At 38.4% G+C, this 22,905-nt stretch carries 21 protein-coding genes, 8 tRNA genes and 1 rRNA gene; 26 read left to right on the forward strand and 4 right to left on the reverse strand.

The genetic code is table 11. The annotated features are described in order from the left end of the window. From rrf to QGM71_RS20115, 9 genes are all read left to right on the forward strand, one after another. Positions 1–116 (forward strand): 5S ribosomal RNA (rrf, locus tag QGM71_RS20075). 351 nt (positions 117–467) lie between these two features. Next, positions 468–542 (forward strand) — tRNA-Asn (locus tag QGM71_RS20080). A gap of 17 nt (positions 543–559) precedes the next feature. Beyond that, positions 560–632: transfer RNA gene (locus tag QGM71_RS20085), tRNA-Thr, on the forward strand. 911 nt (positions 633–1,543) lie between these two features. Beyond that, a complete protein-coding gene (locus QGM71_RS20090; protein ID WP_327609342.1) occupies positions 1,544–2,314 on the forward strand; it encodes an N-acetylmuramoyl-L-alanine amidase in 771 nt (256 codons plus the stop codon). A 331-nt stretch (positions 2,315–2,645) separates the two neighbouring features. Continuing rightward, positions 2,646–3,128, forward strand: a complete 483-nt coding sequence (locus QGM71_RS20095; protein ID WP_327609343.1) for an RrF2 family transcriptional regulator — start codon at positions 2,646–2,648, stop codon at positions 3,126–3,128. Positions 3,129–3,158: 30 nt separating this feature from the next. Continuing rightward, positions 3,159–4,106: an LLM class oxidoreductase gene (locus QGM71_RS20100; protein WP_327609344.1), complete on the forward strand. Its 948-nt coding sequence runs from the start codon at positions 3,159–3,161 to the stop codon at positions 4,104–4,106. A gap of 54 nt (positions 4,107–4,160) precedes the next feature. Next, positions 4,161–4,385, forward strand: coding sequence for a DUF896 domain-containing protein (locus QGM71_RS20105; protein WP_327609345.1), 225 nt, complete (start codon positions 4,161–4,163; stop codon positions 4,383–4,385). 35 nt (positions 4,386–4,420) lie between these two features. Beyond that, positions 4,421–5,410, forward strand: a complete 990-nt coding sequence (locus QGM71_RS20110) for an LLM class flavin-dependent oxidoreductase (protein ID WP_327609346.1) — start codon at positions 4,421–4,423, stop codon at positions 5,408–5,410. A 277-nt stretch (positions 5,411–5,687) separates the two neighbouring features. Beyond that, positions 5,688–5,978, forward strand: a complete 291-nt coding sequence (locus tag QGM71_RS20115) for a YolD-like family protein (protein ID WP_327609347.1) — start codon at positions 5,688–5,690, stop codon at positions 5,976–5,978. 133 nt (positions 5,979–6,111) lie between these two features. Here QGM71_RS20115 and QGM71_RS20120 read toward each other — a convergent pair whose 3' ends face one another. Both QGM71_RS20120 and fabI read right to left on the reverse strand, forming a co-directional pair. Beyond that, positions 6,112–6,834, reverse strand: coding sequence for a YwaF family protein (locus QGM71_RS20120; RefSeq protein WP_327609348.1), 723 nt, complete (start codon positions 6,832–6,834; stop codon positions 6,112–6,114). A gap of 92 nt (positions 6,835–6,926) precedes the next feature. Continuing rightward, complete coding sequence (gene fabI, locus QGM71_RS20125) at positions 6,927–7,703, reverse strand: enoyl-ACP reductase FabI (RefSeq protein WP_327609349.1); 777 nt, start codon at positions 7,701–7,703, stop codon at positions 6,927–6,929. Between the two features lie 257 nt (positions 7,704–7,960). Here fabI and QGM71_RS20130 point away from each other — a divergent pair. The 11 genes from QGM71_RS20130 (at position 7,961) to rocF (ending at position 14,621) form a co-directional block, all read left to right on the forward strand. Beyond that, positions 7,961–8,035, forward strand: a tRNA-Glu gene (locus QGM71_RS20130). A 4-nt stretch (positions 8,036–8,039) separates the two neighbouring features. After that, positions 8,040–8,115, forward strand: a tRNA-Val gene (locus tag QGM71_RS20135). A 9-nt stretch (positions 8,116–8,124) separates the two neighbouring features. Then, positions 8,125–8,200 (forward strand) — tRNA-Thr (locus QGM71_RS20140). A gap of 51 nt (positions 8,201–8,251) precedes the next feature. Next, positions 8,252–8,336 (forward strand) — tRNA-Tyr (locus QGM71_RS20145). Positions 8,337–8,345: 9 nt separating this feature from the next. Then, positions 8,346–8,420 (forward strand) — tRNA-Gln (locus QGM71_RS20150). A 242-nt stretch (positions 8,421–8,662) separates the two neighbouring features. Then, positions 8,663–8,738, forward strand: a tRNA-Lys gene (locus tag QGM71_RS20155). A gap of 377 nt (positions 8,739–9,115) precedes the next feature. Further along, entirely contained in the window at positions 9,116–10,405 is a 1,290-nt protein-coding gene (locus QGM71_RS20160; protein ID WP_327609350.1) for a hydroxymethylglutaryl-CoA reductase, degradative, read from the forward strand. Continuing rightward, positions 10,402–11,364, forward strand: a complete 963-nt coding sequence (gene mvk / locus QGM71_RS20165; RefSeq protein ID WP_327609351.1) for a mevalonate kinase — start codon at positions 10,402–10,404, stop codon at positions 11,362–11,364. The genes QGM71_RS20160 and mvk overlap by 4 nt, the downstream gene beginning before the upstream one ends. Positions 11,365–11,408: 44 nt before the next feature. After that, the gene (gene mvaD, locus QGM71_RS20170; protein ID WP_327609352.1) at positions 11,409–12,383 is read left to right on the forward strand and encodes a diphosphomevalonate decarboxylase; all 975 of its coding nucleotides are present in this window, start codon (positions 11,409–11,411) and stop codon (positions 12,381–12,383) included. Between the two features lie 12 nt (positions 12,384–12,395). Next, the gene (locus QGM71_RS20175) at positions 12,396–13,493 is read left to right on the forward strand and encodes a phosphomevalonate kinase (protein WP_327609353.1); all 1,098 of its coding nucleotides are present in this window, start codon (positions 12,396–12,398) and stop codon (positions 13,491–13,493) included. Between the two features lie 225 nt (positions 13,494–13,718). After that, positions 13,719–14,621 (forward strand): arginase, encoded by a 903-nt coding sequence (gene rocF / locus QGM71_RS20180; RefSeq protein ID WP_327609354.1) that lies wholly within the window; start codon positions 13,719–13,721, stop codon positions 14,619–14,621. A gap of 103 nt (positions 14,622–14,724) precedes the next feature. Here rocF and QGM71_RS20185 read toward each other — a convergent pair whose 3' ends face one another. Next, positions 14,725–14,877, reverse strand: coding sequence for an aspartyl-phosphate phosphatase Spo0E family protein (locus QGM71_RS20185; RefSeq protein ID WP_327609355.1), 153 nt, complete (start codon positions 14,875–14,877; stop codon positions 14,725–14,727). A gap of 133 nt (positions 14,878–15,010) precedes the next feature. Here QGM71_RS20185 and sigW point away from each other — a divergent pair, with 133 nt between their 5' ends. From sigW to QGM71_RS20215, 6 genes are all read left to right on the forward strand, one after another. Then, the gene (gene sigW, locus QGM71_RS20190) at positions 15,011–15,574 is read left to right on the forward strand and encodes an RNA polymerase sigma factor SigW (protein ID WP_327609356.1); all 564 of its coding nucleotides are present in this window, start codon (positions 15,011–15,013) and stop codon (positions 15,572–15,574) included. A gap of 15 nt (positions 15,575–15,589) precedes the next feature. Further along, positions 15,590–16,222, forward strand: a complete 633-nt coding sequence (gene rsiW / locus QGM71_RS20195; protein ID WP_407703063.1) for an anti-sigma-W factor RsiW — start codon at positions 15,590–15,592, stop codon at positions 16,220–16,222. 182 nt (positions 16,223–16,404) lie between these two features. Then, entirely contained in the window at positions 16,405–17,226 is an 822-nt protein-coding gene (gene cdaA / locus QGM71_RS20200) for a diadenylate cyclase CdaA (RefSeq protein ID WP_327609358.1), read from the forward strand. After that, positions 17,219–18,445 (forward strand): CdaR family protein, encoded by a 1,227-nt coding sequence (locus QGM71_RS20205; protein ID WP_327609359.1) that lies wholly within the window; start codon positions 17,219–17,221, stop codon positions 18,443–18,445. Before cdaA ends, QGM71_RS20205 begins: the two co-directional genes overlap by 8 nt. A 98-nt stretch (positions 18,446–18,543) precedes the next feature. Further along, complete coding sequence (gene glmM, locus QGM71_RS20210) at positions 18,544–19,890, forward strand: phosphoglucosamine mutase (protein ID WP_327609360.1); 1,347 nt, start codon at positions 18,544–18,546, stop codon at positions 19,888–19,890. Positions 19,891–20,013: 123 nt separating this feature from the next. Then, positions 20,014–20,718, forward strand: a complete 705-nt coding sequence (locus QGM71_RS20215; protein ID WP_327609361.1) for a response regulator transcription factor — start codon at positions 20,014–20,016, stop codon at positions 20,716–20,718. A gap of 654 nt (positions 20,719–21,372) precedes the next feature. Here the strand turns inward: QGM71_RS20215 and QGM71_RS20220 are convergent. Beyond that, the gene (locus tag QGM71_RS20220) at positions 21,373–22,755 is read right to left on the reverse strand and encodes a sigma-54 interaction domain-containing protein (RefSeq protein WP_327609362.1); all 1,383 of its coding nucleotides are present in this window, start codon (positions 22,753–22,755) and stop codon (positions 21,373–21,375) included. Between the last annotated feature and the right edge of the window lie 150 nt (positions 22,756–22,905).

The raw sequence follows: 22,905 nt of genomic DNA on the forward strand, positions 1-22,905 counted from the left end.
TCTGGTAGTTATAGCGAAGAGGTCACACCTGTTCCCATCCCGAACACAGAAGTTAAGCTCTCCAGCGCCGATGGTAGTTGGGACTTTGTCCCTGCAAGAGTAGGACGCCGCCAGGCTCTTTTTTTTATACTTTTATTGTATAAAAAAACATAACTAAACACATATTAATTAATGTTCTTTATTTAACCTACACATTTAGATTATTCTATAAGAAAGTTTCTATAAAGCCTCTTATTTGAATAATAATTCTACTTGAGATACGATAGTATCGATGTGACTAAACTTAAGAACCTGTTTACTGCAATGAAAAAACACATTTAGATTATCCCACAGTAGCTTGACCGTCCTCATCTTTGAAAAACATCGATGCAGGTCATGTGAGGAGTGGGACATCACCGAGTGATCTTGCAACACGACGAACACAACCAAATTAGATTGTACTGCAATGAAAAGCACATTATGATTATTCCACAGTAGCTCAGTGGTAGAGCAATCGGCTGTTAACCGATCGGTCGTAGGTTCGAGTCCTACCTGTGGAGCCATTTTTATGCACATTTATGCTTCCATAGCTCAGCAGGTAGAGTACTTCCATGGTAAGGAAGGGGTCAGCGGTTCGAATCCGCTTGGAAGCTTACCTTTTAAACGTTGATATGAAGCGATTCCTGATGAATTTGGGAGTCGCTTCTTTTGTTGTTTGAGCTATTCTGCCGACATTTTTCCGTCAAAGTCCTGTTTTTCGTTGGTTTTTGGTGGTTCATCCTGTTTTATAATTTACTGTATAATACCTCTGCCGATTTTGCAGTTACAAGTTCGTCCACTGTTTGAGCGCGATGGCTGACTGGAAGTATTAGCAAAAGAGCATTTGGTACACGAGATAAACGCCGAGTAGGGCGTATTTTTTATGTCGGATTTAAGGGTGTCGAGATTGCCAAATTACAAAGGATGTGGAAAACATGAAAGAGTTCATGAATATCATGACAGACGTTAAGTTATCGTTTGACGACAGAAAGACTCCTTAAAATAGCGTAGTAATTAGTAGGATGTTCAAAAATAGAAAATTTCGTTCTTTACACGGTCAAGACAATATTTGAATACGTAGGACTTATGGATTGTTGACTTTAACAAATGTCAACAATTTTTATGATTAAATAACCAGAAAATATTACAAAAAGAAATACCAAAGTCCTTGTTTTTCCTATTTCCAGAAATTGTAGTACTAAATATTCGTTTTAAAACAGGAGTAAAAAATCATTTTTTTGTTATTTTAAAATTTAAATTAATCCAAAAGCATTGTATTATCAACATTTTACTACATATCAGGCCTTTAACCTATGTAATAATCAAGGAAAAATTATTACTATTCTACCAATTGTGAAAATTCAGTTTTAAATCGACCATAATTGACATATTTCCTGCCTGCCTTCTATTACACTTACATTAACAACTCGGATTTTACAAATAGTACCACTGACCACTGAGAACCTAAATTTATAGAAAGGAGACAGAGGAGTTTTTTGTACAAAAAACAAGGAGGAGATTTATTATGGTAAAAGTAGCAATTGGAGCAGGTCATGGTTATTATACACCGGGGAAAAGATCGCCAGCAGATGAAAGGGAATGGTCATTTAATAACAAGGTGGTAGTAGCTGCAATGATGTATTTGAATGGGTACGAAAATGTATCTATTATTCGTCTTGATGATCCAACAGGAAATACAGATGTGCCTTTAAGTGATCGTACTAATAATGCGAATAATGCTAATGCGGATATTTTGGTATCATACCACCATAACGCATATACTGGAGAATGGGGATCTTGGACTGGAACAGAAACGTATCATTATCCTGGTTCTTCTTCAGGGTACTCTTTAGCACAAAAAGTTCACCCTGGAATAGTTGGATCAATGGGACTTCGTGATCGTGGCATTAAGAATGAAAATTTCTACATGCTACGAGAATCAAACATGCCAGCAATTCTTATCGAAGGTGGGTTTATGGATTCTACGATTGATATTCAAAAGATGCGTGATGATACTGTGCTAGATAATACTGGTAAAGCATTAGCAGATGCTATCGCATCACACTTCGGGCTAGAAAAGAAAAGCAGTGGAGATGCATTTATAGAGATCATCACAGACTCCCTATGGACATACAACACACCTGATTGGGATGATAAGGCTGTCATCGTAAGTAGAGGGGAAGTGTTTACCGTAATTCGGGACAAGTTCCCAGTTGGCGGCGGTCATATGTATCAAATCAAGAGTGGCTTGTATATCACTGCGAACACTAATTATGTAAGGTATTATACTAAGTAAAATACTGCCCTGCCTACAACGTATGCAGGGCTTTTTCTATTCATAATGATTAATAAAACCTGTTTTGTTCCCTGTTGTTACTCAATTGAAAAGGGGGGATATACGTTCATATCTAGTCCAATGAAAACACACCATATATAATGAAGTTTACATATAATCCTCATCCAGCATATCTGCTAATTTTGATCTGCTTCTTCGAGCGCAAATAAAAGGTTGAATACTGGTAAGCATTCCATTTGCATTAATAAAATTTAAAGGAGATAATGCCTAAAGTGGATAATGTTTATCGGTTTTAATGAAGATGCTTCTTAATAGTAAAAGAGGTGATAGAATGCAGATGAAAATGGGGGTTGAGCAGGCAGTGTATGCTGTTCTTTTACTCGATATGCTGCCGGATAAGGCTGTTTTACCTGGAGAAGTAATTAGCCAACAATTGGGGACTTCACCAACATATTTTCAAAAACTGCTAAGGAAGTTAGTCAGTGCGGACTTGATTACTTCTGTACCAGGCGTAAAAGGCGGATTTAAACTAAAGAAAAATCCTGAAGAGATTCGGATATACGATATATACCTTGCCATAGAAGGTCAACAGTCACTTTATTCTACAAGCGGTATTCTTGATGACATGCTTGATTTGGATAAAGAAGATAGATGTTGCTTGTTAGCGGATTTAATGGATGAAGCGGAACAGGCTTGGAAATCTGTACTAAAGCGTGAAACAATTGCGTCTTTATCTAATAAGATACATTCAGATCGCTTTCAAGTACAGGTAGAAGGATTACAAACATGGTTAAAGGAAAAAATGGTTATATAAGAAAATAAGATGTATTGAGAGGGAAAATACTTGGAGAATTTTCAGTCACATCATGGCTTTTCTCGAACATTTAAAGAAAATAAATTAACACTTGGATTAATATTTCCTTTGGAAGCTTATTTAGGAAGTTTTCCTACTATGGATTTAGATGCACAAATGAAACTTGCTAAGAAAGTAGAAGAACTGGGGTTTGCTGCCCTATTTGTCAGGGATTCTCCGCTTTATGATCCAAACTTTGGTGATGTTGGAGGACTTTACGATCCTTGGATGTTTCTAACGTACGTAGCAGCCCATACTGATAAAATAGCGCTAGGAACATCAAGTATTGTCACAACGCTAAGACATCCGCTCCATACAGCAAAATCAGCTGCTTCGCTTGACATCATGTCTTTCCAACGTTTTTTATTTGGCGCTGCAACAGGGGACCGTCCTATTGAATTTCCAGCATTTAAAGTGAATCATAATGAAAAGGCTGCATTATTTAGGGAATCGATAAAAGTAATGAAAAAGGTATGGAAAGAATCATTTCCGCAAATTCAGACTGAAAGTGTTGACCTAACTCAGGGTGATATTGTTCCAAAACCTGGTTTGTCTGACATTCCTGTTTTTGGAACAGGCTATTCTGGTCAGTCGATTGAATGGTTAGCACAACATACAGATGGTTGGCTATTTTATGCGCAGGAAGTTAAAGGTCAGCGTGAGCTTATTAAAAAATGGCAAGAGGCAGCTGGCGGATTCAAGCCATTTGCCCAAGCAGTCTCCATCGATTTATCAGAGCGCCCAAACGAAGCGCCAAAACCGATGAGCACGGGATTTAGATCTGGGCATAAGTTTTTGATTGATTATCTTTATGCCTATCAGGGTGCAGGGGTTAATCATATGATGTTTTCACTGAAATATGGGAGGCGACCAGCGGAAGAAGTGATACAGGAATTGGGTGAGTATGTACTGCCACATTTTCCAACAATAACGATGTAAAGATTACGCCTATGAATAATTGGTGAAATAAATAATAAGTAAAGGAGAAAAAAGATGATTCAAGGTTTAGACCGTATTAATGAGTTAGCAAAGAAACAACGTGAAGCGGGTTTAACAAATGCCGAAAAAGTGGAGCAGCAAGTATTGCGTGAAGACTATTTACGTCAAATCCGCGGTCAGGTTCTACACACTTTTTCAGGACTGACAGTGATTGATCCACTTGGGACTGATGTGACACCGGAAAAACTTCGGAAAGAGCAGGAAGCAAATAAAGAGTAAATAATTAATTAAGATATAAGAAAGGGTGTTTATACATGAAATTAAGCGTACTGGATCAAGCGCCTGTTACTAGTGGAAATACCGCTGTAGATGCATTGAAAAAAGCGGAAGAATTGGCTGTATTGGCAGATGAATTAGGCTACCACCGAATGTGGATGGCAGAGCACCACGGAACAAAAGCTTTTGTCAGTTCAGCACCGGAAGTGACGTTAGCTCGGCTGGCAGCTAAAACAAACAATATTCGAATTGGTACGGGTGGCGTGATGATGATGCATTATTCGCCTTTAAAACTAGCCGAAGTTTTCAAAACACTTAGTGCCTTTTCACCTGGCCGGATTGATTTTGGTGTGGGTCGTGCTCCAGGAGGGGATAGAAACGCTATGTATGCTTTATCAGAAGGACGCCAACCAATGTTAAACAATATGTATGAAAAGTTTGGAACAGCATTAAAAATGATCAATGATGAAGTACCGGAAGATAGCTTGTACTCGATGGTTGCAGCTCCAACTCAAATAACTCTGCCAGAAGCTTGGATGCTGGGATCAAGTGGAAACAGTGCAATAAAAACTGCACAATTGGGCGTTGGCTATTCCTTTGCGCAATTTTTCAATGGGGAGATGTCCAAAGAGATATTAGATGCATACAAACATCACTTTCAGCCTTCCGCATTTATGGAGAATCCGGAAATTAATGTCGCCTACATGGTAACAACCGCTGAAACAAAGGAAGAAGCTGAGTTTGAAGCGGGACCACAGGATATTGCCCGTTTGTGGCTGATGAAAGGGAAAATCAGTCAATCGTTAACACCTGAAGAAGCTCAAGATTATCCATTAACTGAATTGGATCGTATGACCATTCAAGAAAATCGTAAGTTGCATATAGTTGGATCAGCAAAGGAAGTCGCAACCCAATTACAAGCTGAACAAGCACAATATGGATTTGATGAAGCAATGATCTGCAGTATCCCTCATTCACAGGGGAAACGTTTGGAGGTTTATCGCTTGTTGGCGCGGGAACTATTTTAAAGTAGAAAACGGAAAGCACTTTGAACGTGCTTTTCTGTTTTTAATTGCCAAAAAAAAGATTTCCAATAAAAAAAGGTGTGAGTACCAAATGGCACCTATTTATTCTGGAAAACGCCTGCCCGCGTTGCAGGTAATACGGAACTTAGAAGCAGATTTATATATAATTTAATTAAAACTAAAACTCTTATTGAAGATGTTTATTTTTTTGTGTTACAATACGAACATAAGTTCCTTTTGATATATAATTATGAAGTTTTACAAATGAGGAGAGAGTAAAATGAGCGTAAATAACACAGGTATAACGCGGGTGAAAGAAAAGGTTAAAGTGCTTAGACATTTGTGGAAAGATAAGGATGTTAGGGATCAGAGCCATCATAAGGTGCCAGATATCAATAGTAGGCTGTTATTAGCGATACATAATGAGTTGACAGTAGAAATAAAACACTATAATGGCCGTGATTTCCTAACCAGTAAAGGGAAGTTAGCAAAAGTAGATCAGAGGGATATTAGGCTGAATAACAATAAAGAAATTAAAATGGATAACATTCTGAGTGTCTATATAGAATAATTCCTCTATATCGAGGGATATAGTTTTTATGGGAAACAGTTAAACTGTGTTTCTTCCTATATACAAATCAGTTAAATTCAAATCCTATAGAATTAATGGGATAAGAATGAAGGTTAGAACTTATTTTGATTGCTTATTTTTCTTTATAGATAAAAAGTTTAAGAACCCCAAACTGCCCTATAAAAACAACCAAACCCAATAAACATAAATTAATATAATACCAAATCCCATCTCCGAGTACGTCAAAAAGTGTATCAGCTGTTGGGGTGTTAGATAGAAATAAGTAATTCGAGTTCAAGGTAGGATTAATTAGAAAGCCTATTATAGCAGCATATATAAGCAAATAACCGTAAGCTTCTAAAGTATATTTAACTGTGATCTTAACAGAGCTGCTCAACAAGAGAAAGATACTCGCAAATGATAGTACAATATGGTGTATAAAAAAGTGCCAGAAACGAAAGTGCGTGTAGTTATAAGTTAATTCAGGAGTAACAATTGCTAATAAAGCAGGTAAGAATCCAATGAAAAAAGAAATAGTGATTATTTTTTTGTTGTAAGTGGCAAGCCCTATAATTACGATTATGCCTGCTATGCTGCAAAGATGCAGGGGTAAGCTTTCTCCTGCACTCCATGACCCATTGACTACGCTCCATGTTTGATAGGATAGTTCTGATAAAGTTAATGTAACTATTATAGACCATCTAAAAACATTTAGTAAAAGATCACTCTCAGCGTACTTTTTATAAGTTATTAGTAATATAACGAGAGCGACTATATAGATTAAGATCATAGCAATGTGACTGAAGCTAAAAGGGATAAAGTGCTCGTTGCTTATCTTACCAAACCACTCTTCCATATATCTTCCCTCCCCAACATTATAAAAAAAGACGCTTTAACACAATTTCGTGTAATATAGCGTCTGTGTCTTTGTATGAAACTGGAAGAATATTAGCCGCCGATAATATGGTAGCCGGAATCAACGTGTAATACTTCCCCCGTTATTCCCCTGGATAACTCACTCATGAAGAATAAAGTTGCATCCCCAACTTGATCCTGATCCACATTTCGACGTAATGGGGCTTTTTCTTCAATTACTCCAGCTTTTTCATTAAACCCTGAAACACCTTTAGCTGATAACGTACGTATAGGGCCTGCTGAAACCGCATTTACTCGGATCCCGTGTTTGCCTACATCTTCTGCTAAATACATCACACTGGCTTCTAAAGAAGCTTTTGCAACACCCATAACATTATAACCAGGAATTACGCGCTCAGATCCCAGATACGTTTGTGTAACGATGCTGCCACCTTCTGTCATTAGTTCTTTGGCAGCTTTCGTAACAGCTACTAGTGAATATGCGCTAATTTCCTGTGCTAATAAAAAGCCATCACGCGAAGTATCTAAAAATTCCCCTTTTAGATCATCCCGGTTTGCGAAAGCAACAGAGTGAACAACCCCGTGAATAACGCCCACATTCTTTTTGATTTCAGAAAACGCATCATTAATACTCTCGTCACTTGCCACATCACACGATACAATTAACTTTGCACTTACTTCATTTTTTTCAAGTAGCTTTGTTAATTTCTGGTATGACCTTTCTTGTCTGTTTGTGAAAATTAAATTAGCTCCTGCATTATGTAATGATTTAGTTATGCCCCAAGCTATACTTCTTTCATTTGCTACTCCCATGATTACTATATTTTTACCTTGTAGTAAATTTGACATGTGTGCACCTCCAAAAAGTCTTTTGTATATTATAACCTAATTGTTTCTTATAAAGAAACTAAAGCATTGAATGTATATTTACTAAAGGAGTGGCAGTGTTTCAATAAGATATGACAGCTTAAAAAAACAAATGTAGCCAGGTTATAAAAAATTAAATAAAAATATTCTTTTTTCCCCTTTACAAAGCTTGCATAACTGGTTATAATAAAATTCGTTGCTTTGCGACAAGAACATTCATTTAAAGTTTATTATTTGATGGCCCGTTGGTCAAGTGGTTAAGACACCGCCCTTTCACGGCGGTATCACGGGTTCGAATCCCGTACGGGTCACCAACATGGAGGATTAGCTCAGCTGGGAGAGCACCTGCCTTACAAGCAGGGGGTCGCAGGTTCGAGCCCTGCATCCTCCACCATTTATTTTTGCCGGCCTAGCTCAACTGGTAGAGCAACTGACTTGTAATCAGTAGGTTGGGGGTTCAAGTCCTCTGGCCGGCACCATTTTAATTAAAATATTTTATTGTATAATAAAATAATTATAGTTAACAATACGGAGGGGTAGCGAAGTGGCTAAACGCGGCGGACTGTAAATCCGCTCCCTCAGGGTTCGGCAGTTCGAATCTGCCCCCCTCCACCATTATATTGTTGGGCTATAGCCAAGCGGTAAGGCATCGGGTTTTGATCCCGTGTATCCCAGGTTCGAATCCTGGTAGCCCAGCCATTTTTTTATTTTAGGGACCTTTTTATAGTCCAAAATTTTGATTAAAAGTAAGACTATTGTAATGAACGTTCTTTCCAAAAAATAAACAACTATAATAGAATGAGCCATTAGCTGGCCGCTAACATCATAGTATAGCTACTATGTGCAGGCCTGCGAGGAGTGCAGCATCACCGAAATAACGTGCAACACGACGAGCACTCAGATGAACATTCTTTCCAAAAAATAAGCAACTATAATAGAATGAGCCATTAGCTCAGCTGGCAGAGCATCTGACTTTTAATCAGAGGGTCGATGGTTCGAATCCATCATGGCTCACCATTTTTACAGAAATGAAAATTACGGTTAATACATCATACATATAATTTTTTCAAATAAACAAGGTCGTTATGATTGTAGACAACCTTGTTTATTTGCATTTTAGGCCGTTTTTTTACATAATAGATACAGTTATTTTTTTATTATAGGCAGATAAGAAGTGAAACCTGCTAAATGAAGTTTCATTTTATGATTATACATAGGGAAAACATGTTATAATTTGATCATAAAGTACATGTTCTAAAAAAGAGGATAGAAGGCTCGAGAACTTTGATATTTTGTGCCGAGCCTTGTGAATAACCTCATAAATTGAAAGACCTAAATAGTTTGATGCACACGAAGCTTATATACTAATTATATATATAAAAGGGTGATACAGTATGGAAACTTCTAGAATTCCTGGTTTTTATAATATGACTGTTGAAGAACGAAGAGATTTAATTAAGAATATGCATACATTTTCAGAAGAACAAACTGCAGATTTGTATTCGCAGGCACCCTTATCACCTGATACAGCTGATAAAATGATTGAAAATGTCATAGGCACATTTCCTCTTCCACTAGGATTAGGGTTGAATTTCTTAATAAATGGGAAAGAATATGTAATACCAATGGCAATTGAAGAACCATCTGTAGTTGCTTCAGCAAGTTATATTGCTAAGATTGTAAGGAAAGCTGGAGGTTTTACTACTGAGGCTACTGAACGAGTAATGATAGGTCAAATACAAGTAGTAGGATGCCCGGATATTCATGCAGCAAAGGATACACTGTTAAAAGAAAAACAATTATTAATAGAAGATGCTAATGCAGCCTATCCCAGCTTAGTAGCCAGAGGTGGCGGGGCAGAGGATCTGGAAGTAAGAATATTAAATGAAGAGACTGACTCGAAATATGGTCAGATGCTTGTATTGCATTTGTATGTTAATACATGTGACGCAATGGGAGCGAATATCATTAATACAATGGTTGAGTCACTGGCTCCGACCGTTGAGGAATTAACTAAGGGGAAAGTTTATTTGCGAATATTATCAAATTATGCAGATAAATGCCTGGCGCGTGCACGATGTGTAATCCCTCCCGAACTATTGATAACTGGTGAATACTCAGGGGAAGAAGTACGTGATGGTGTAATCCATGCTTATGAGTTTGCTGCGTCAGACCCTTATCGGGCAGTTACGCATAACAAAGGGATAATGAATGGAATTGACCCGATTGTCATTGCAACAGGAAACGACTGGAGAGCAGTTGAAGCAGGAGCCCACGCATATGCAGCACGCCACGGGAAATACAGTTCGATGACAACTTGGTCTGTAGATGAAGCGGGTAATCTTGTTGGGGAACTGGAGCTGCCAATGTCTGTAGGTACGGTGGGTGGTTCAATTCAGGTTCATCCAATAGCAAAGATTTCCCACAGTATATTAGGGGTAGAGTCTGCGCGAGAATTGGCGCAGGTTATTGTGACAGTAGGTTTAGCCCAGAATCTTGGCGCATTAAAAGCATTGGTAACTGATGGAATACAAAAAGGCCATATGGCATTACATTCTCGCTCTGTTGCCATTGCAGCAGGGGCTACTGGGGAGATGATTGATATTATTGCTAGGAAATTAGTTGAAGTAAAAGAAATCCGTGTCGGAAAAGCTAAAGAATTGGTGGAAAATTATACAAAATGAGTGCAGAAAAAGCGACAACTACAGAACAAACAGCTATAGGTATAGCTCATAGTAAACTAATACTGATAGGAGAGCATGCAGTTGTACACGGACAACCTGCCATTGCTATTCCTTTCCCATTAGTTGGGGTTGAGTCAGTTATTGAATATGTTCCAGGATCGGTGAAAATTGACAGTACCTTTTATCATGGCCCACTTGAACATGCTCCTGCTGCTTTAGAAGGGATTGTAAGTTGCATTAAAGGAACGTTAGAGCATCTTCAATTACCATGCAGTGATTTATTAATTCGTATTAAATCGTCAATACCACCAGGCAAGGGACTCGGTTCCAGTGCGTCGGTGGCAATCTCTATTATACGATCTCTATTTGCTTATTCTAATGATCATTATTCAGAAGAAGAGCTATTGAAATTGGCGAATATTGCTGAAACGTTTGCCCACGGTGCACCGAGTGGTATTGACACGATGACCATTACTTCTGAATCACCTGTGTGGTATGAAAAAGAGCATCTCATTGATTTTATAAACTTAAGTGATGACTTTCACTTTGTAGTAGCAGACTCTGGAAGAATCGGCGATACTCGATTAGCAGTCGAATCAGTTGCGGGCTTATTAAAGTCTGCACCGAGGAGAATTCAAAAAAAACTTGACCGGATTGGTGAACTAACTTATCTGGCTAAACATGCACTTGAGAAAAAAGGGAAGCATATTCTAGGTCAGATGTTAAACGAAGCTCAAAAGGAATTGGAAGCTCTAGGAGTAAGTGATGCTGGGCTAGATAGATTAATTCATTTTGCTCGTAAGGAAGGTGCACTAGGTGCCAAACTTACAGGTGGTGGTAATGGCGGCTGCATTATTGCATTAGCCCAAAATGAAGTTCACTCCAGGCAGCTCGCGGAAAAGTTAAGAAAATTTGGAGCGCATGCTGTGTGGCCATTTGTCTTAAAAAAACAAGAATAGAATGTAAGTACTGAGATAGAGAGATGTGCAAAGGGGATAAACAATTGAAGTGTACAGCTAAAGCTCATACAAATATTGCCTTGATAAAATATTGGGGAAAACGTAATGAATCAATCATACTACCAACTAACAGCAGCTTATCTCTAACGTTGGACGGATTTTATACAACAACAACCGTAGACTTTCGAGAAGAATTATCAAAAGACGAATTCTTCCTGAACGATCAATTGGTTTCAGGCGAGCAGTATAATCGCGTTACGACTTTTCTTGATCTAATTCGCACTTATGCTGGGAAGAAGCTGTATGCCACTATTCATTCCATAAATGAAGTCCCTACTGCTGCTGGCTTTGCATCATCAGCATCTGGCTTTGCAGCCCTGGCTGCTGCTGGTGCAAATGCAATCGGGCTGCAGCTTACGGATCGAGAACTTTCTATGCTTACACGCCAAGGATCAGGTTCTGCATGCCGCTCTATATATGGTGGATTTGCTGAATGGGAAATGGGTATGAAGGATGATGGGTCTGATTCATTTGCCGTTCCTATTGCACCAGCCGATTATTGGGATGTACGAGTTGCTGCAGTTGTTTTATCTTCCACGATGAAAAAAGTTTCTAGTCGGGAAGGTATGAAACGAACAGTGGAAACATCTCCCTTCTATACAGGCTGGATTGACAGTATTCCAAATGACTTGAAACAAATTAAAGAAGGAATTGCTGCTCGTGATTTTGAAAAAGTTGGTCAGATAGCCGAGGCTAATTGCTTAAAGATGCATGCTACTACACTGGGAGCTAACCCTCCTTTTACATATTGGCATGATACTACTTTAGCTGTTATGCAAACCGTGCAATCATTGCGAGACAACGGTATTCCTGCCTATTTTACAATTGATGCCGGACCTAATGTTAAAGTACTATATTTGCCGGAGAACGAAAACGATATTCAAAAGACACTCCGTGGAATACCTGGTGTAACAGATGTGATACTTAGTCGATCAGGTCAAGGAGTAACCTATCTATAGGGGTTGAACCTTATGCCAAATACAACACTAACTGTAAAAGTACCTGGAAAATTGATGGTAGCTGGAGAATTTGCAGTATTACAACCCCACCATAGCTTAGTGGTTATGGCAGTTAATCGTTTTGTATATGCATCGCTTAAACCGAGTGAAGAGAACCGCATAACTTTACAGGATTTCAAACTGAATAACCTTGTATGGGAATATAAAAATAATAGAGTTCAAATACATTCAGGAGACGAGCGAGTTCGTTTTGTAGAAGAGGCAATGACAATCGCACTTACCTACTTAAAAGAGAACACGATTTCTCCTGATCGTTTTATGTTAACGATAAAAAGCGAACTTGATGATATATCTGGGATTAAATACGGACTGGGCTCGAGTGCGGCAGTAGTAACTTCAGTCATTACCGTTATTTTGAAAAAATATCTTACCCATCCTCCAACTGCTCAGTTAATCTTTAAACTTGCGGCTATTTCACATGTGAACGTACAGGGTAATGGATCGGGGGCTGATGTAGCAGCCTCTTCCCACGGTGGATTTCTCAAGTATTCTTCGTTTCAGGCTGAATGGTTGCTAGAATCATATGAGAATAACACCACATTAACAGAACTACTGGAAAAAGAATGGGTTTATTTCTCTCTTAAGCAGATTAAATTACCTGAGAATATCCATGTATGTATTGGTTGGACCGGTAAACCAGCATCGACTGCAAAACTTGTCAACGAAATACTTAAACTGAAAATAGATAATCCTGTTCAATTCAGTCAATTTCTTGAGGATAGTGAAGAGGCCGTTGGAAGCTTTCTGAGAGGTATGGAAGAAGCTGACACACAAACTCTATTAGGTGGAGTTAAGCAAAATAGAAATGCCCTTCGGACGGTAGGAAATAATGCAAATGTTGAAATTGAGACTCCTCTATTAGGTAGGTTATGTGATTTAGCTGAGCAATATGGAGGAGCCGGCAAGCCTTCGGGTGCAGGGGGAGGCGATTGTGGAATTGCCTTTATGCCTTCGCGGGAAAAGGCTGATGCGCTGATGCTAGCATGGGAACAGGCTGGAATCAAACCCTTGATGATCGGTCCCAATGTAAACGGTCCGATAGAAATTTAAAACGATTTAAAAACAGGTATTGACTACCTGTTTTTTTTGAGAGATAAGAAAGAAATTTCCTCTATAAAATCCTCTGACAGCAAGAACCCATCCCCAAGTCCAGTTCCTTCCTGCCTCTTCTAAATCCGCGCCTCCTTTGTTCAAATTGTATATATATGCAAATTAATGTCGGGTTGAGTCATATACCCTTTTTTGGCTAGAATAAAGAGAAAAGGAGGCGCTTAAATGAAAACTAATATATCAATTATAGGTGTACCAATGGATTTAGGGCAAAGCCGCCGTGGAGTTGATATGGGACCAAGTGCATTACGCTATGCCGGTGCTATTGAGAAACTGGAGGAACTAGATTTTCAAATTATTGATTTGGGTGATATTCCTATCAACCGCCCTGCACAAAGTGATCTGAATGATGGAAGTAATTTAAAAAACCTGAAACAAGTAATTGAAGCCAATCAGCAGCTTGGTGATATGGTGGATCAGGAAGTGAAGAAGGGTAATTTCCCATTAATATTTGGGGGAGATCATAGTATTGCAATAGGAAGTTTAGCTGGCGTCTCCAAGCATTATGAAAACTTAGGAGTGATTTGGTATGATGCTCATGGTGACTTGAACTCGGAGGAAACTTCTCCATCAGGCAATATTCATGGGATGCCATTAGCCGTCAGCTTGGGAATAGGCCATGATAACTTAATCAACATATCGAATTACACACCAAAAGTTAAACCTGAAAATATTGTTATTATTGGTGCTAGATCATTGGATCCAGGGGAAAGAGCAGTAATACGTGATAAAGGAATAAAAGTGTTTACTATGCACGAAATAGATCGAATGGGCATGTCACAGGTGATGGAAGAATCAATTGATTATTTGAAAGAGCGTACGGATGGGGTTCATTTAAGTCTTGATCTGGATGGAATCGATCCATCAGAAGCTCCTGGTGTTGGAACTCCCGTGCTTGGTGGAATCACTTATCGGGAAAGTCACTTGGCAATGGAAATGCTGGAAGAGTCGGGGATCATAACTTCAGCAGAGTTTGTCGAAATAAATCCAATATTAGATGAGAAAAATAAAACTGCGACAGTAGCTGTTGCTTTAATGGGTTCCTTATTTGGAGAAAAACTAAAGTAGCATCAGTTGAAATCGAGAGAAGACATTATATGTAAATAAATGTCTTCTTTTTTGTTGTATTAAGGTTTAAAGAAGGGAGTCAGTTGACCAATTAATTTAGTTTTTATTGAACTTGATTCTGGTATTCATTTATAAGTCTGTCCAGTTTTAAGCTAGAGGAGATGACAGCTTCAGAAGTTAATGCATGTGAATGACTTAATGTAATCATTTCTTTACGACATTCTTCAATTTTTTCTAATAATACAGATTTACCCACAAAAGTGCCCTCCTATCTAGTATACTAGTAAAGAAAATACCCAAATCTTAACAATTATAAACCTTTTTTAAAAATGAAACCTTTAGGTCGTCTTACACGTAATATAAATACCGCATGCAGCGGAGGTACCCGTATGGATCAATTAATTAAAGAGAAAATTATGCAGGTTAAAAAGGGAGATCAAACAGCCTTTGAGGATGTTGTCTCATTTTTTCAAAATAGGATTTATCAACATTGTTACCGAATGCTTGGTAATGCACACGAGGCCGAGGACATAGCTCAGGAAGCCTTTATTCGTGCGTATGTGAATATTCACTCGTTTGATGATCGAAGAAAGTTCTCGACATGGTTATACCGGATTGCAACGAATCTAACTATTGATCGAATACGTAAACGAAAACCGGATTATTATCTTGATGCTGAAGTTAAAGGTACAGAAGGTTTAGACATGTACTCACAATTGGCCGATGACAGCCGTTTGCCAGGCGAAGAAGTTGAAAGCTTGGAACTGCAGCGTTATATTCATAAAGAGATATCTGGGCTTCCACCTAAATATCGCAGTATTATTATTTTGCGGTATTTAGAAGAATTTTCCCTTCAGGAGATCAGCGACATCTTAGATATCCCCCTAGGAACAGTGAAAACTAGAATACATCGAGGAAGGGAAGCTTTACGTAAAAAGCTTCGTCACATGTAAAGGAGTGTGAACCAGTTGAAGTGTAATAAGGAATATGCAGAGCTTATGCACGCCTATTTAGATGGAGATCTATCAAGTCAGCAGGAGACCGTTCTGCGTTCACATTTGGAGAACTGTGAAGCTTGCCAGGAGCATTTTCACGAGTTAAGACGAACAATTACTTTAATTCAGAGTGCGGAGCACATCGCTGCTCCAACAAACTTCACAGCAAATGTCATGCGGAATTTGCCTGAAGAAAAGAAAAGAATTAAATATAAACGCTGGTTTAAAGCACACCCGATTGTAACTGCAGCAGCGATATTTTTCATTTTTATGATAAGCGGTGTATTTTCAGCATGGAATCAAGATAGTGAATTAGTAGTTTCTAAACAGGAGAATTTAATTATAAAGGGAGATACCGTCATTGTCCCGGAAGATGTAACAGTAGAGGGAGATCTGCTTGTTAAAAACGGAAATTTAATTATAAAGGGAACGATAAATGGAAATGTTACTTTAATTAACGGGAAGCTAGTTGACGAGACCATTGAGGGTGAAGGTCTCATGGCCTCTGTTGGTGGAGTTAATGGTGAACTTAAACATGTAGATCAACTATTTGAATGGGTTTGGTATAGGGCAAAGACTTTATTCAAAAGTATTTTTTCCTTTTAATGATAGATACAGATACATCTTGACCTGCCGGATAGTGGTATTGCCACATCCGGTTTTTCCATGAGGAGATGTCTGTTTTGAATTGTTATTTCACGTGTAAAATAGGATAATATGTTATAATAGATAGCATTACTATCAATAGAACGGCAGAGTAAATTTTATGTACAGAGGGAAGTGTGAACATGCTTGATGGGGCATTCGATCCGTTAAACCTGCTAAGAATAGGCGTAGATATAGCTCTCGTCTGGTATGTATTATATAAACTAATTATGCTCATCAGAGGAACCAAGGCAATACAGTTACTAAAGGGAATTGTTGTTGTGCTGGCTGTTTGGCTTTTAAGCATAGCATTTAACTTGCAGACGATACAATGGATTACCAATCAGGCTATTGTATGGGGGTTTCTTGTAATCATCATTCTATTCCAGCCAGAATTAAGAAGAGCGCTGGAACAGCTTGGAAGAGGTAATATTTTCTCCAGAAGCGGAAGATCAGAAGAGGAAATCATTGAACAGAACATTGAAGCTATTATACAATCATGCAACTATATGGCTAAGCGGCGAATTGGTGCTTTGATTTCAATTGAACGTGAGACTGGAATTGGTGATTATGCTGAAACAGGTATACCAGTAAATGGGAATTTAACACATCAGTTATTGACAAATATTTTTACACCAAATACGCCTTTGCATGATGGTGCTGTAATTATAAAAAGGGAAGAAATTGTGGCTGCAGCCTGTTATCTCCCTCTATCGGAAAGTCCATTTATTTCAAAGGAACTAGGAACAAGGCATAGAGCTGCAATGGGTATTAGTGAAGTGACCGATGCTCTGACTATTGTTGTTTCCGAGGAAACTGGAAATATCTCCTGTACAAAAAATGGCGAGCTACATAGAGAATTGGATCAAGAGAGTCTTCGCAGAATATTGACAGAAAATTTAGCAATGACTCCTAAGACCCCTGATAAGAAGTCAAGAAAACGGAGGGGGAGCGATAATGGATAGTTGGTTTGAGCGTAAGTGGTTTGTTCGTCTCATAGCCTTGTCTTTTGCGGTGATTTTATATGTATTTGTAAATGTGGAAATTGACAAATCTCAAACAGACTCGACGTTTTTCCCTGGAAGAGCTGAAGAAATGCAGACACTCGATGATGTACCTGTTAATATACGTATGGACGATGGAGATTACGTTGTCAGTGGCGTTCCTGAATACGTATCTGTTTCGTTGGAAGGTACTCCAAGTGTTCTTACTCCTGTAGTAAGACAAAGGAATTTTGAAGTTTATGTTGACTTGGAAGGGCTTGAAGAGGGGGACCACGTAGTTGAAATTGAACACTCCAATATATCAAAGGAGCTGTCAGTTTATATAGAGCCAAAAACGATAGAAGTGACAATTGAAGAAAGGGCAACAGAGGAATTTGAAGTTAATGTCGATTTCATTAATGAGAATCAGCTGGTAGAAGGATATGAGATTGGTGATTTCCAGGTTAATCCGACGACCGTAACAATTACAAGTTCGAGAAGTGTAATTGAACAGATTGGTATTGTGAAAGTATTTGTAGATTTGAATGGTTTAGATCGTTCAATTAACAATAGGGAAGTTCCTGTCAATGTCTATGATAATCAGGGCAATGAACTAAATGTCAGAGTAGAACCGGAGAATGTCATTGTTTCAGCGGAAATAGATAATCCGAGTAAAACCGTACCGGTTAATGTCTCGACAACTGGAGAATTACCGGATGGCTATTCATTAACTTCCATCTCTGCTAATGTAGATGAGGTCGAAGTGTTTGCAACAAGTAATGTTCTGGGAGATATAGATGGTATTGAAACAGAGGACATCGACTTATCTTCTATTACAGAGTCGGGAACAATTGATGTTAACTTAGCCTTACCGGATGGTTCAAGCGTACCTGGTTCAGAAACAATAGAAGTGACCATTGAAGTGGAACAGACAAGAGTGATCGACGACATTACAATTGATGTGGAAGAACAAGAGGATGGACAAGATATAACATTTACGGAACCTGCCGATTCAGAGATGAGTTTGACTGTGGTAGGGACTGAAGCAAGTGTTAGAGAACTTACAGCTGATGATTTTCGTATATTTATAAATGTGAGTGGTTTAGAAGAAGGGCAGCATAGTATACCAGTCTTCATTGAAGGACCTGATGATATTACAACAACTGTAGAATTTGAAGAAGTTACGATTAATATTTTGTGATTTATACTGGTGTGAGATTTTTACAAGAGAAATTCTTTTTACCAATTTCACTCTCACTTGGTAACCAGGTTTGAATGAGGATATAAAGGAGAGATACCATGGGAAAATACTTTGGAACAGATGGTGTAAGAGGAATAGCAAATAAAGAGCTGACACCAGAATTAGCATTTAAATTAGGCCGCTTTGGCGGGTATATTTTAACGAAAGAAACAGAGAAACCCAAAATACTAATTGGCAGAGATACAAGAATATCAGGACAAATGCTCGAAGGAGCTCTAATAGCAGGTCTGTTGTCAATTGGAGCAGAAGTGATGCGGCTTGGAGTAATTTCTACCCCGGGGGTAGCTTATTTAACTAAAGCAACCAGTTCGCAAGCGGGCGTAATGATTTCAGCTTCACATAATCCTGTGGAGGATAATGGAATTAAGTTCTTTGGACCTGACGGGTTTAAATTAACTGATGCCCAGGAAAATGAGATCGAACGTTTAATGGATAGTGAGGATAAATTGCCGCGCCCTGTTGGTGCTGATATTGGAATCGTAAACGATTATTTTGAAGGTGGCCAAAAGTACCTATCCTTCTTGAAAGATACAGTTGATAATGATTTTGATGGTATACAAATTGCCCTCGATTGTGCACATGGATCAACTTCCAGTCTGGCGACACATCTATTTGCTGATCTGGAAGCAGATATTTATTCAATCGGTTCATCACCGGATGGATTAAATATTAACGATGGTGTAGGTTCTACACATCCTGAAACATTACAGGCTTTCGTTGCAGATAAAGGTGCTGACATTGGACTGGCGTTTGATGGAGATGGGGACCGTTTAATTGCAGTCGATGAAAAAGGAAACATTGTTGATGGGGATCAGATCATGTTTATTTGTGCAAAGTACATGAATGAAAAAGGATATCTTCGTCATAACACTGTTGTCTCCACGGTGATGAGCAACCTGGGCTTTTATAAAGCAGTGGAAGAAAACGGAATGCGCAGTGATAAAACAGCTGTTGGTGACCGTTATGTAATGGAAGAAATGCGTAAAGGCGGCTATAATCTCGGTGGCGAGCAATCAGGACATATCATTTTTCTTGATTATAATACCACTGGGGATGGTATGTTATCTGCAATTCAGCTTGTCAATGTAATGAAAGAAACTGGTAAACCACTATCAGAACTTGCTGCTGAAATGACAGTATTCCCGCAGGTGCTAAAAAATATAAAGGTAATTGACCGTAATGAAGCACTAAGCAACCCGAGAATTAATAGTGAAATCGAAGCAGTTGAGCAAAAACTTGGTGATCTTGGTCGTGTACTTGTTCGACCTTCTGGAACAGAACCTCTTGTTCGAGTTATGGTAGAAGCACCGACGAAAGAAGAGTGTGAGAAATACGCAGATCAAGTAGCTAGGGTTATTGAAGATGTATTAGGAATGAAAGAATAAGTCAGTAAAATAAAACTGCCCTCTATAATATAGGGGCAGTTTTGTTGTTGGGCTTATAAGCCAATCTCACTGATTAGATGATTGGATGGAATTAAATTAATCCTCAAAAAAGGGGGAGTTCACTTGATCACAATATTAATCGTTGATGATGATCCGCATATTCGTGAACTTTTACGTTTCTATATGCAGAAAGAAGGCTATAAAACGCTTGAAGCTGCAGATGGGAAGGAAGCACTGCAACACTTGGACGAAACTGCAGTACATATGACACTTGTTGATATTATGATGCCAAATGTGGATGGTTATGAGCTATGTCAAGAAATTAGGACATATTATGATATTCCAGTTTTAATGATCACGGCCAGGGGTGAAATTTCAGCAGGAACAGATGATTATGTCGTTAAACCATTTGATCCTAAGGAGGTTTTCTTTCGAATAAAAGCTTTGCTAAGAAGGTTTCAAATGATTAACGAAGAGATTATTTATCTAGGTGATACAATGATTAACCGGAAGAGCTATGAAGTTAAATCACAAGGAAAAACAATTATTCTGCCACTAAAGGAGTTTGAATTGTTAGCACAGCTTGCGGATTTCCCGAATCGGTTATTTTCCCGTGAACTGCTGATAGATCTTGTATGGGGTAATGATTATGAAGGAAATAGCCGAACAGTAGATGTCCACATTAAGCGACTTCGGGAACGGTTTTGCAGACCTCCTCGTGGAAAACCACCGTTGCGGGTCTTCAGACATGTGCAGTTCCTGATATCGGTTAATGACGTACCCGCAGGACTACATTTTATGGCAGAGTTTGATACGAATAAAAGTTAAAAGGAAATTGAGGAAAAGCCAAAGGAGAAAAACTCAAAATTTACTCGTTTGCAGATTTCAATTAAACTCACAACCAAAAGAAGAGGATAAAATTGCAGTAATCTTCGGATTTGCTAATATTAATTTCTTATCTTATTAGATGTATAATTAGGATAAACAAGTGAGTTCATCGGAATATCGGCAATCGAGCGGAAATATAAGTAAAAAAATAAATACTTTTACCTTTACCCATAATGTTTTAAAGTGAATATTCCATCAGTGGAGATTTTTCTCATCCCAGGAACAAGGCTTTTCAATAAAAACAGTAAGAGGACTAGGCTATAAATTAGAAATTTCTACTTAAGGATAGACTCTTTTCTAAAAGATTGGTTGCTTTTCAATCTTAAGTAGTACTTGATATGAAAGGCGACGTAAGTGCTATGTTGATTTCCACTCCGGACAGTCGCTTTTCGCGGGCACGAGACTTCATCATTAAAAAAAGTGCTATAATAACAATCAGTGAAAAAAGTATATATAGCATGGCTACTGTGATGGCATTTGGGATTTCCATGCAGAGGCATTGTTTCATTTTTTGGAAGTTCCCTGTTTGGGTGTTTTTTCGCACTATGGACCAGTTTTATCTTTTCCATTGAACCCTCCCCGCGCTTTCCCTTGTCACCTAGTCAAACCGTATTTATTCAACTTCCTTACCACAGTCGGTTGGCTGATACCGAGGTATTTCGCCATTTTTGTTGTACTGCTGCACCGTTTCATCGCGTTTTTTAAAATTTCAACTTCTATATCTGATATTAATTCCGGCAAGGTTTTGTTACCTAATTCGTTTACAGATAACGTAGCTTCTGATAGATTTCCAGGAATTATTTCACCAGGCAAATGCTTTGGCAATATTAAATGATCTTCTACAGTCAATATCAATCTTTCAATTAAACTAGCTAATTCCCGGACATTTCCTGGCCACTCATAACGAAGCAAACAATCAATCGTGGCATGATCCAATTCCTTTTCCTGTTGATGCCTTTTACTAAATGTTTTCGTTAAATCCATAATTAGGGATAGCAAATCCTCTCTTCTTTCCCTAAGTGCTGGGATGGGAATATCGATGACAGAAAGGCGGAAATATAAGTCCTCACGAAACTTTCCTTCTTGTATTCTCTCTTTCAAATTAGCATTTGTCGCAGCAACCAGACGAAAATCCACAGATACTGATTTTGTATCCCCGATACGGAAGAATTCCTTTTTCTGAATTAACGTTAAGAGTTTCGTTTGCAGATTCATTGGCAGCTCACCGATTTCGTCTAAAAATAGGGTCCCATCCTTTGCTTCTTCAACAAGTCCCTTCTTCCCTTTTTGATTTGCTCCTGTAAACGCCCCAGCGCTATAGCCAAATAATTCGGATTCCAGCAAGGCCTCCGGAATACTGCTACAATTTATTGTGACAAGCTTCCCTTTCCTCTTGCTTCTATCATGCAAGTATTCAGCCAACAAGCTTTTCCCGACACCTGACTCCCCTGTTAAGAGAACCGTTGTATCTGTCTGTGCGACCCGATCAATCATACTAATAACATTTTTCATTTTTTCATTCTTGGAAACAATATGCGGATTAGCGGATTGTGTTTTTTGTATTTCTCGTAGTTCATTTTTAATACTTTCCATTTCCCCTTCAATCATTTTTACATAGGTCTTTAATTTTTCTGATTCCGTTACATCTTGGGAATACGTAACAATATATTTGATATTTTCATTTTCATCATAAATAATATTTCCTATGACAAACAGTTTATTCCCTCTTTGCGTTTCCTGAATCAAAGCTTGCCTTTCTCCCGTTTTTAATACCTTCTTTACAACAGACGGATAAAAAATCCGTTCCTTTTCCATCTCAATAACAGAACGTCCAATCATATTACTCTTTTCCATATTTAGCCAATATCCGACGGAGGCATTCGCATATAATACCCTTCCCTTAGAATCCGTCACAATCACATCGGTATATATATTATCAACAATCTCTTCCCAATCCCATGAGGGGTCAAAATTCATAGAAAATTCCTCCTTTCCATTATTTTAGCATAATTCTATTTAATGTTGTATACCTTATACATTTTCGTATAAGAAAAACAAACCGCTCCTTTTGGATTCAAAATAGAAAGGTTATACAAAAATGTATAAGAGGAAATATCACTTTTTACA

This window comes from Virgibacillus tibetensis, assembly GCF_036026595.1.
Classification (GTDB): Bacteria; Bacillota; Bacilli; order Bacillales; family Amphibacillaceae; genus Virgibacillus_P; species Virgibacillus_P tibetensis.

Coding starts and splice junctions, on each gene's coding strand:
- QGM71_RS20090 (WP_327609342.1), top strand. CDS start 1,544: ATGGTAAAAGTAGCAATTGGAGCAGGTCATGGTTATTATACACCGGGG.
- QGM71_RS20095 (WP_327609343.1), top strand. CDS start 2,646: ATGCAGATGAAAATGGGGGTTGAGCAGGCAGTGTATGCTGTTCTTTTA.
- QGM71_RS20105 (WP_327609345.1), top strand. CDS start 4,161: ATGATTCAAGGTTTAGACCGTATTAATGAGTTAGCAAAGAAACAACGT.
- QGM71_RS20110 (WP_327609346.1), top strand. CDS start 4,421: ATGAAATTAAGCGTACTGGATCAAGCGCCTGTTACTAGTGGAAATACC.
- QGM71_RS20115 (WP_327609347.1), top strand. CDS start 5,688: ATGAGCGTAAATAACACAGGTATAACGCGGGTGAAAGAAAAGGTTAAA.
- QGM71_RS20120 (WP_327609348.1), bottom strand. CDS start 6,834: ATGGAAGAGTGGTTTGGTAAGATAAGCAACGAGCACTTTATCCCTTTT.
- fabI (WP_327609349.1), bottom strand. CDS start 7,703: ATGTCAAATTTACTACAAGGTAAAAATATAGTAATCATGGGAGTAGCA.
- QGM71_RS20160 (WP_327609350.1), top strand. CDS start 9,116: ATGGAAACTTCTAGAATTCCTGGTTTTTATAATATGACTGTTGAAGAA.
- mvk (WP_327609351.1), top strand. CDS start 10,402: ATGAGTGCAGAAAAAGCGACAACTACAGAACAAACAGCTATAGGTATA.
- QGM71_RS20175 (WP_327609353.1), top strand. CDS start 12,396: ATGCCAAATACAACACTAACTGTAAAAGTACCTGGAAAATTGATGGTA.
- rocF (WP_327609354.1), top strand. CDS start 13,719: ATGAAAACTAATATATCAATTATAGGTGTACCAATGGATTTAGGGCAA.
- sigW (WP_327609356.1), top strand. CDS start 15,011: ATGGATCAATTAATTAAAGAGAAAATTATGCAGGTTAAAAAGGGAGAT.
- cdaA (WP_327609358.1), top strand. CDS start 16,405: ATGCTTGATGGGGCATTCGATCCGTTAAACCTGCTAAGAATAGGCGTA.
- QGM71_RS20205 (WP_327609359.1), top strand. CDS start 17,219: ATGGATAGTTGGTTTGAGCGTAAGTGGTTTGTTCGTCTCATAGCCTTG.
- glmM (WP_327609360.1), top strand. CDS start 18,544: ATGGGAAAATACTTTGGAACAGATGGTGTAAGAGGAATAGCAAATAAA.
- QGM71_RS20220 (WP_327609362.1), bottom strand. CDS start 22,755: ATGAATTTTGACCCCTCATGGGATTGGGAAGAGATTGTTGATAATATA.